The organism is Vreelandella sp. L-15, from assembly GCF_056857635.1.
The window spans coordinates 57121-66560 of the sequence record NZ_JBSXNN010000064.1; the positions used below are offsets into that span (position 1 = coordinate 57121).

A 9440-nucleotide genomic window follows, 5' to 3' on the forward strand; every position below is an offset into this window, starting at 1 on the left:
AGTCAGCATAAATAAAAAAGCCCCAAGGCGCGAGCCTTGGGGCTGGGGGCCATTAAGCGATGAGGCTTATTTGGCTTTGTGTACCTGACGCCATGCGTGCAGGAGCGGCTCGGTGTAGCCAGACGGCTGTACGCGACCTTTGAATACCAGGTCAGAGGCGGCTTTGAACGCGGTAGAGCTTTCAAAGTCGGCGCTCATGGCCGTGTAAGTGGGGTCGCCAGCGTTCTGCTCGTCAACTACTTTCGCCATGCGCTTGAGGGTCTCCTCAACGCGGGGCGCATCGACGATGCCATGATGCAGCCAGTTGGCAATGTGCTGGCTGGAGATACGCAACGTGGCGCGGTCTTCCATCAGGCCGACGTTGTGAATATCCGGCACTTTCGAGCAGCCGACGCCGTGTTCCACCCAGCGCACCACGTAACCCAGAATGCCCTGGCAGTTGTTATCCAGCTCTTGCTGAATCTCTTCCTCTGACCAGTTGGCGTTTTCCGCTACCGGCACGGTGAGCAGGTCGTCCAGGAAGTCCGGCTCGCCCTGGGCTTCCAGCTCGCGCTGAACGTCGGCCACGTTTACCTGATGGTAGTGCAGGGCGTGCAGGGTAGCCGCCGTGGGGGAAGGTACCCACGCAGTGTTGGCACCGGCTTTCGGGTGGCCAATCTTCTGCTCCAGCATGTTGTGCATCAGATCCGGCATGGCCCACATGCCTTTACCAATCTGGGCGCGGCCGCGCAGGCCACAGGCCAAACCGACCTGCACGTTGTTTTTCTCGTAGGCGGTGATCCACGCAGCGCTCTTCATATCGCCTTTGCGAACCATCGGGCCTGCTTCCATGGCGGTGTGCATCTCATCGCCGGTGCGGTCCAGGAAGCCGGTGTTGATGAAGACTACGCGTGAGGTCGCTTCGGCAATACACGCCTTGAGGTTCACCGTGGTGCGACGCTCTTCGTCCATGATGCCCATTTTCAGGGTGTCACGGCTCATGCCCAGAATGTCTTCGACGCGGCCAAATAGCTCGTTGGCGAAGGCGACTTCTTTAGGGCCGTGCATCTTCGGCTTGACGATATACACCGAGCCTGCGCGGGAGTTGCGCGGTTGGTCGGCGTCTTTCTTCAGGTCGTGCAGGGCCAGCAGCGAGGTGACTACCGCGTCCAGAATGCCTTCCGGCAGCTCGTTGCCGTTTTCGTCCAGCACCGCAGGCGTGGTCATCAGGTGGCCCACGTTGCGCACGAACATCAGCGAACGACCCGGCAGTGTGACGGTGTTGCCGTCAGTGGTTTGCCAAGTGCGGTCGGCGTGCAGCTTACGGGTGAAGGTTTTGCCGCCTTTTTCGATGTTCTCTTCCAGATCGCCCTTCATCAGGCCGAGCCAGTTGCTGTACACGCCGACCTTGTCTTCGGAGTCTACCGCCGCAACGGAGTCTTCGCAGTCCATGATGGCGGTCAGCGCGGCTTCAACCACGACGTCTTTGACGTGCGCCGGATCTGTCTTGCCGATCGAATGGTTGGCATCGATCTGGATTTCCAGATGCAGACCGTTGTTGGCCAGCAGAATCGATTCGGGGGCGGAAGCATCACCGTTAAAACCAATCAGCTTGCCAGCGTCTTTTAGGCCGGTTTCACGGCCGCCTTCCAGACTGACGACCAAGTGGCCGTCGCGGATGGCGTACTTCACGGCATCCCGGTGAGAGCCAGTGGCCAGCGGGGCGGCACGGTCCAGCACGCCACGGGCGTAAGCGATTACTTTTTCGCCGCGTTTCGGGTTGAAGCTGGTGCCTTTTTCCGCGCCGTCCTCTTCGGAGATGGCATCGGTGCCATACAGCGCGTCATACAGGCTGCCCCAGCGGGCGTTGGCCGCGTTCAGGGCGTAGCGGGCGTTGCTCACCGGTACGACCAGCTGCGGGCCGGCTTGAATCGCCACTTCACGGTCGACGTTAGCGGTGGTGGCTTTTACGCTGGACGGTGCATCGGCCAGGTAGCCGATCTCTTTTAAGAAGCTGCGGTAGGCGGGCATATCACGAACCGGACCGGGGTTTTCCCGGTGCCAAGCGTCCAGCTTCTCTTGCAGCGCGTCGCGCTCTTCAAGCAGTTGGCGGTTTTTCGGGGTCAAATCGTGGAACAGGGCATCGACACCGGCCCAGAAGGCGCTTTCGTCGACGCCGGTGCCCGGCAGAGCCTGCTCGTTGATGAAACGATCTAGGTCGGCTGCCACCTGTAAACGGTGACGCGTGATACGCTCGCTCATGGGGATCTCCTGTGAAGGTGCCCGTGGATTGTTCTAGTGCCACGGTTCGGGTGAAGGGTGATTTATGGAAAATACTTCCACACCTGCGTTGGCATGTAAACAGCGTAGACCCTAAAGCGTTAAAATGCTCGACCAAATGATAAGAGCGGGCGGCACCGCCACTGTTATTTTGTGCTGTTACTCAGTCCATGGAAGTGTGGTGTTCACGGAGAGACGTTAATGCATAATTTCCAACACTTGGAAGGTCTGTTTCGGCAGGCGCAAGGGGAGTCGTCGCTCTCCCGCTTGACGCCAGGCGACGCGCTAACGGACGCTGTGCATGACTACTTTCGCCACTACGGCTTAGAGGCGCTGCTCAACGACGCTAGCGAAGTGCATGCCGGATTTGTCGATACCGGACGGTTCGCGCTGTGGTGCCAAGTGTGGAGCCCACCTGCGCCCACCGGCACCGCGTTCGTGATTCATGGCTATTTCGATCATCTGGGACTGTACCGCCACCTGCTCAGTTGCCTGCTGGCCAAAGGCTGGCGCGTGGTGCTGTGGGATTTGCCCGGCCACGGGCTTTCCAGCGGCCCCCGGGCGGAAATTGAGGACTTCGATGACTACCAGCACTGCTTGGTGCATCTGCAAGAGGCGCTGCAAACCCTCGGCATGGCACCGGAACCGTGGCTGGGCGTTGGCCAAAGCACCGGCGCGGCGATTCTCGCCACCGACGCGCTCACCCGCCGAGAAGCCGCCCATTGGGCCGGTATCGTGCTGCTGGCTCCGCTGGTGCGCCCTTGGCGCTGGAGCCAAGCCAGCTGGCTGCATTTAATCGCCAGCCCCTTTGTCAAAGAGCTGCCGCGCAAGTATCGTCCCAACTCCACCGATGAAGCGTTCACCGCCTTTCTACGCGACCAGGACCCGCTACAGCCCGAGCGCTTGAGCGTGGCCTGGATCACCGCCATGCGCCGTTGGATGCCGCGCCTGTTAGCGCTTGAGCCCAACCCACTGCCCACGCTGATTCTGCAGGGCGAGCAGGACCTCACCGTGGATTGGGAGTGGAACCTGGCCATCCTGGCGGAAAAATTCCCCAACGCGGAGATTCACCGCCACCCGGAGGCGCGCCACCACTTGGTGAACGAAGCCGAGCCGATTCGCCAAGTGCTGTTTGAAGCGCTCGATCGCTTTATCGAGAACGTGCATTAAGCTCCCTTCAATAGCCGATCCAACTGCCGGTAGCCGATGGCTTCGATAAAGTGCGGCTGGGAGGGCTTGGGTTCGCCCTGTAAGTCAGCCAGCGTCAGCGCCACGCGTAGCACGCGGTGGTAGGCGCGGGCGGAGAGCTTGAGCTTTTCCAGCACGCCTGCCAGCCAGGCGCGCTCTTCATCATTAAGGGCGCAGGCGGCTTCCAGCGCTTTACCGCTGAGCTGGCTGTTGAGCGCGCCCCGAGCCATTTGCCGCTCCCGGGCCGCCATCACTCGCTCGCGCACCGCGCTGGAGGGCTCGCCCTGGGTTTGTGCGGTGAGTTGCTCCGGGGGCAGCGCGGGCACTTCCACTTGCAGATCAATACGATCCAACAGCGGGCCAGAGAGGCGTGCCTGATAGCGCTGAATTTGGCTGGCACTGCACTGGCAGCGTTGGCGTGGGTCGCCCAGGTGCCCGCAGGGGCAAGGGTTCATCGCGGCAACGAGCTGAAATTGAGCGGGATATCGGCGCTCATGGCTGGCGCGAGACAGATGAATTTCCCCTGTTTCTAGGGGTTGCCGAAGGACCTCCAGTACGTTGCGGGAGAACTCTGGCAGCTCATCCAAAAACAGCACGCCGTGGTGCGCAAGCGATATTTCACCCGGTTTGGGTTTGGAGCCGCCGCCGACCAGTGCGGCGGCGCTAGCGCTGTGGTGGGGTTGGCGGAAGGGCCGTTGGCCCCAGTCGGCTTCCAGTGGCAAGCCACATACCGAACGCACCGCCGCCACCTCCAGGGCGTCGTCCTCGGAAAGCGGCGGCAGAATGCCGGGCAAGCGGCTGGCGAGCATGGTTTTTCCGGTGCCGGGTGGGCCTGCGAGCAATAGGTTATGGCCTCCTGCAGCAGCGACCTCTAACGCCCGGCGCGCCTGATGCTGGCCGCGCACGTCGGCTAAGTCCGCCACCGGGGCGGTGGATTTAACGGAGGCTGAGAGCTGGTGGGGCTGAATTTTCTCCTGGCCCAGCAAGTGAGCCACCACTTGCCAAAGCGAGTCGGCGGGCAGCACCGGTAAATCGCCCGCCAGAGCGGCTTCATCGGCGCAGGCGCGGGGCACAATCAGCGCTTTGTTGGCGCGGCGGGTCGCCAGCGCAAATGGCAGTACGCCGGGTACCGCCCGCAGCTTGCCATCCAGGGCCAGTTCGCCTGCGCACTCCATGCCTTCCAGCGCATCCACCGGGATTTGGCCGGAGGCGGCGAGGATGCCCAGCGCAATCGGCAAATCAAACCGGCCACCCTCTTTGGGTAGATCCGCCGGGGCGAGGTTGAGGGTAATGCGCTTGGTGTTGGGGAAGTCGAAGCCCGCGTTGATCAAGGCGCTGCGCACCCGCTCGCGGCTCTCCTTTACGGCGGTTTCCGGCAGGCCCACCAGTGTCAGGCCCGGCAAGCCATTTGCCAGGTGTACCTCGACATGCACCGCCGGTGCTTCCAACCCCACGCCCGCCCGCGTGGCCACAATGGCTAGCGTCATCGCCTTTCCTCTGCAGTTGTCACTTACTCCAATGTAGGATAAAGCTACATTAGCTTAAGTGTTTAACCTAACGTAATTAAGAAGGCTTTGGTAGCGATTAAGCAACCGGTTCAAGCAGGGGAGACAGCTTGACGAAGTAATGCGGTTGCATTAACTTTGTGTGCATTACTTTTGCATTACTTTTGCATTACTTTTGCATTGCTATCAAGCGGAGAGCGACAGTGAGCACGCTTATCGAAGACGACTCAACTCTGACGGATCGCTATCAAACGACTGTTCCGGCATCGATTCGCCGGGCGCTAAAGCTGAAGCGCCGTGACCGTATTCATTATACCGTTCGTCCTGATGGTGAAGTGGTGCTTTCCAAGGCGAGTGATGAGGCCAGGCACGACCCTGTGATGGTCAACTTCCTCAATTTTCTAGAGCGCGATCTTCTGGCGCATCCGGAAAATATTCGCCCGGTGACTGCCAGTAGCTTTGCCGAGGCCGAACGGCTTACCGCAGGTATTGAGGTAGACCTCGAAGAGGCGCTGGAAGAGGATGATGACGACGAATGAAGCCTCTGGAGGTTAATGGGTGGACGATTTATGCCCATCCGTTGTTCTTGGAACAAGTCGAAGCACTCACCTTGAAGGTGAGACATCTTCAATCGAAAGATCCTGCCGGTTATCGAAACAAGGCGTCCACCAAGCGTCTAGCAGCGATCATGAAGCTAGCCTTGAATGATATTCCGCAGGATCCATCAGGCACTCAATATCGCCAAGGGAGCACGCTTGGCACAGAGCACACTCATTGGCAACGAGCAACGTTCTACCAGCAGTACCGGCTGTTCTTTCGCTATGATGCTGCGAGCAAAATCATTATTTATGCATGGGTCAATGATGACGCTACAAAACGCGCTTATGGCAGTAAGCATGATGCTTACTCTGTCTTTCAGAAAATGCTCAGCAGTGGCAACCCACCGGATAGTTGGACAGCCTTACAGAAAGCCTCAATGAGCGAAGTGGAACGAACCCATTTACTTTTAGCGGCAGATAACAACGATAACTAAATCATACTAGATCTTTTTGGGGGTTCTTCGTCACTTTATGTGGATTTGGCCTGATCGAACAGGCGGCCCACGCTTTCTATCACCATGTACAGGGCGAATACGGCCAGCAGTATCGCCCCAGTAAACCCGCCCAGCGCGTTGACCTTTCCGGTGCCAAACGAGAACCGGTCACTCGTAGCCTGCTTCCGAGCATAGGCATACGCGAAGGCGGCAATGCCCAGTGCCACTGCGTGAGAACCCATGTGCAACCCATCGGCCAGCAGCGCCATTGATCCGTAGATCACCCCCGCCGTAATTTCCCACACCATCATGGCCAGGGTCAGCCCGACCACAATGAGCGTCCGCGACTCACCGGAGCGTTTATGATTCTGGCCAAACGTGTGATCGTGTTGCCATTGGTCAAGGCGATGGTGATGCATGACGGGCGTACCTAAGGAAAGAAGATCATATTCAGCGTAGGCGCTATCGAGCATTGCGACGCCACCTATCCCCCCAGGGGGGATAGGTGGGATACTAGTGGAGATCAGGTGGGTTCACAACCAAGCGTGTGAGAGTAAGCGCAGCGAACTATAAAGGACGACGCTAATGAGACGGAAACGTCACCGGCGGGGACTGCTGGCTAAAAAAACACAAGAGACGCTAAGATACCCAGAAGCGCGCAACCCGCCAGCACTTTGAGCATGCCCACCTTGAAATGAAAAATCGCGACCATGGCGCCTGCCGCCAGTAACAACGCCAATAGATCAAGAGACGCTAAATTCGGCGCTAAAATACGCGCCCCCATCACGTGCCACTCGCCTACGTCAGCGAAAATAACGTGAACGCCAAACCAGATGGCCAGGTTGAGGATAACCCCGACGACCGCAGCGGTAATGGCGGACAGCGCAGCGCTTAGGGCGCGGTTGTCACGTAGACGCTCCACATAGGGAGCCCCTAAAAATATCCAAAGGAAACAAGGAATGAACGTTACCCATGTGGTCAGCAGTGCGGCGAGCGTTGCCGCCAACATGGGATCAAGGCCTGTGGCGTCACGATAAGCGCCCATAAACCCAACAAACTGGACGACTTGAATTAATGGGCCCGGTGTTGTCTCCGCCATGCCCAGGCCATCCAGCATCTCGCCCGGTGCCAGCCATCCATAGTTTTGCACCGCCTCTTGAGTGACGTAGCCCAATACCGCGTAGGCACCGCCAAAGGTCACCACCGCCATCTTGCTAAAGAAGAATGCGATCTGACTGAACACATTCTCGCTACCGAATAGCGCTAATAGCAGTACCACGGGCGTCAGCCACAATAGGAGTAACGTGCCTGACATGCGTAGCGACCACTGGTGATTGGGGCGTGCATGGGCAGGCAGCCCTTCTCCCAGTAGAGAGTCTCGGTCGCTAAGCACTGACTCGTCGGCATCACCGTGGCCACCGCCCACCTGGAAGGCCGGCATGCCGCGCTTTCCTCCCCAGTACCCCAGAAGGGCCGCGCTCAGAATAATCAGCGGAAACGCCACCTCAAAAAAGAAGATAGCGACAAACGCGGCAGCGGCGATGCCAAGCATTATCTGATTTTTCAGCGCCCGCTTGCCGATACGGACGACAGCGTTAAGTACCACGGCCAGAACCGCCGCTTTTAGGCCAAAGAAGAGTCCCTCAACGGCTCCCACATTGCCTAAGGCGGCATACAGGTAGCTCAGGGCTAGAATGGCGATGAAGCCAGGTAGCACAAAGAGGCTGCCCGCGACTAAACCACCTTTGGTACGATGCATCAGCCAACCGATATAGATAGCCAACTGCTGCGCTTCTGGCCCCGGCAGCATCATGCAATAGTTAAGCGCGTGCAGAAAACGGCGCTCGCCAATCCATTTTTTTTCTTCGACAAGGATGCGATGCATCACCGCTATCTGACCCGCTGGGCCGCCGAAGCTCAATAGTGCGATTCTTAACCAGACCCTAACGGCCTCACGGAACGGGACTTGATGGGTCGACTCAATGTTGGACGGCATGGCACACTCTCTAACGAGTCAGGGTATTATTTTGTAGAATGTATAACAGTAAGGTTATATATGCAACGTAAGAGGCGGTATGGCAGATAACGAACAACACTGGTTAATCCTGATCATGCGCCTCAGTGGGCGGTCGGGCACACCCCGTATGAGGATCTGGCGGGCACTTCGTGGTTTAGGTGCTGCGGTACTCAGAGACGGCGTCTACTTACTGCCTGCTAGCCCCACGCGAAGGGAAGCGCTGGAGCTGCAAGTCGGCGCTATTCGGGAGCTGGGAGGTAACGCGCTGCTGATCGAGGTAGACGATTCAGCCATAGATAGCGTCGAGGTATTGCCTTCGCTCTTTGATCGAACGCCAGATTTTCAGGCCTTACGGGCGGCAGTGGCTGACTGGAAACAGGCATGCCCTCAGTTGGAGGAGCGAGACGCGCAGCGTCAATTGACCCAGTTGCAGCGACGTTTACAAAGCATTGTGGAGATTGATTTTTTTCCAGGATCAGAAAGCGAGCGCGCTATCATGGCCTTGGCAGAAGCGGAGACCGTCTTCAATCGTTGCTTTGTGCCAGATGAGCCCCAGCCGATCCAGGCCGAGATCCCACGGCTTGATCACTCTGCATTTCGTGGAAAACGGTGGGCCACGCGCCGTCGCCCTTGGGTGGATAGGCTAGCATCGGCTTGGTTGATCAAGCGCTTTATTGATCCTGAGGCTCGCTTCGTGTGGCTAGAACATCCAAGCCAGTGCCCGCCAGACGCGCTGGGGTTTGATTATGATGGAGCCTATTTCACCCATATTGATGACAAGGTGACGTTTGAAGTGCTGCTCGCGAGTTTTAGCCTTGAGACGCAGGCAGGCTTGAGCAGAATTGCGGAGCTAGTACACTACTTGGACGTGGGGGGCACCCCTGTACCAGAGGCCGTGGGGTTAAAACTTATGCTGGCCGGGGCTAAAGAGCGCTGTGACGACGATGATGCCCTGCTGCAACATACCGATATGTTGTTTGATGACCTTTACCAAGCATATTTGGCGGGAGACCCAGGCCGGGAGTGAGTATGCGCTAATAGTGAAAAGGCCGGGTTTACCCCAGCCTTTTGCTAGCGACCCTTATGGCTCGAAGGGTTCCAGGCTAATTAATCGCGGATCAGGGGACGTGCTGAAGCCGTCTTCAAAGGTAAACCAGCTAACGCTATGAATCGCTGTAGGCCTACCAGTGTCAGGCCCGGCAAGCCATTCGCCAGATGTACTTCGACATGCACCGCCGGTGCTTCCAACCCCACGCCCGCCCGCGTGGCCACAATCGCTAATGTCATGGCGCTCCCTCGAGTTATTGTCAAATCTGGTGTATGAGCATCAGGCGGCGTCTCTGCCGGATTGATCATCCACCCGTTCTCCATCCCGAAACTGAACGTTATTCACGACCAGCTTCAGTTGGTTAAACCCCTTGATCCGCTTCCAGCGTTT

8 protein-coding genes and 1 pseudogene are annotated in these 9440 nt (G+C 58.2%); 4 read left to right on the forward strand and 5 right to left on the reverse strand.

The features are described 5' to 3' along the window. Positions 1-66 precede the first annotated feature (66 nt). On the reverse strand, positions 67-2241 hold the full coding sequence (locus AC13CY_RS09685) for a malate synthase G (protein WP_483052488.1): 2175 nt from the start codon (positions 2239-2241) through the stop codon (positions 67-69). 219 nt (positions 2242-2460) lie between these two features. On the opposite strand from AC13CY_RS09685, the gene AC13CY_RS09690 reads away from it, so the two are divergent. After that, positions 2461-3429, forward strand: a complete 969-nt coding sequence (locus tag AC13CY_RS09690) for an alpha/beta hydrolase (protein ID WP_172416676.1) — start codon at positions 2461-2463, stop codon at positions 3427-3429. On the opposite strand, the gene AC13CY_RS09695 is transcribed toward AC13CY_RS09690, so the two are convergent. Further along, positions 3426-4934, reverse strand: a complete 1509-nt coding sequence (locus AC13CY_RS09695; RefSeq protein ID WP_062359220.1) for a YifB family Mg chelatase-like AAA ATPase — start codon at positions 4932-4934, stop codon at positions 3426-3428. The genes AC13CY_RS09690 and AC13CY_RS09695 overlap by 4 nt on opposite strands. 221 nt (positions 4935-5155) lie before the next feature. Between AC13CY_RS09695 and AC13CY_RS09700 the strand changes: the two genes are divergently transcribed. Further along, positions 5156-5491, forward strand: a complete 336-nt coding sequence (locus AC13CY_RS09700; RefSeq protein WP_062359219.1) for a type II toxin-antitoxin system PrlF family antitoxin — start codon at positions 5156-5158, stop codon at positions 5489-5491. Next, positions 5488-5985, forward strand: coding sequence for a type II toxin-antitoxin system YhaV family toxin (locus AC13CY_RS09705; RefSeq protein WP_062359218.1), 498 nt, complete (start codon positions 5488-5490; stop codon positions 5983-5985). Before AC13CY_RS09700 ends, AC13CY_RS09705 begins: the two co-directional genes overlap by 4 nt. A gap of 35 nt (positions 5986-6020) precedes the next feature. On the opposite strand, the gene AC13CY_RS09710 is transcribed toward AC13CY_RS09705, so the two are convergent. Both AC13CY_RS09710 and chrA read right to left on the reverse strand, forming a co-directional pair. Beyond that, positions 6021-6404 carry a cation diffusion facilitator family transporter gene (locus tag AC13CY_RS09710; protein ID WP_197746069.1) on the reverse strand — a complete coding sequence of 128 codons (384 nt, stop codon included), beginning with the start codon at positions 6402-6404 and terminating at the stop codon, positions 6021-6023. Between the two features lie 200 nt (positions 6405-6604). Then, positions 6605-7981: a chromate efflux transporter gene (chrA, locus tag AC13CY_RS09715; protein WP_062359217.1), complete on the reverse strand. Its 1377-nt coding sequence runs from the start codon at positions 7979-7981 to the stop codon at positions 6605-6607. A 79-nt stretch (positions 7982-8060) separates the two neighbouring features. On the opposite strand from chrA, the gene AC13CY_RS09720 reads away from it, so the two are divergent. Further along, the gene (locus tag AC13CY_RS09720; RefSeq protein ID WP_062359216.1) at positions 8061-9029 is read left to right on the forward strand and encodes a chromate resistance protein ChrB domain-containing protein; all 969 of its coding nucleotides are present in this window, start codon (positions 8061-8063) and stop codon (positions 9027-9029) included. A gap of 149 nt (positions 9030-9178) precedes the next feature. On the opposite strand, the pseudogene AC13CY_RS09725 reads toward AC13CY_RS09720, so the two are convergent. After that, positions 9179-9289 (reverse strand): annotated as a pseudogene (locus tag AC13CY_RS09725) (ATP-binding protein); the annotation flags it as partial. Positions 9290-9440: the final 151 nt, after the last annotated feature.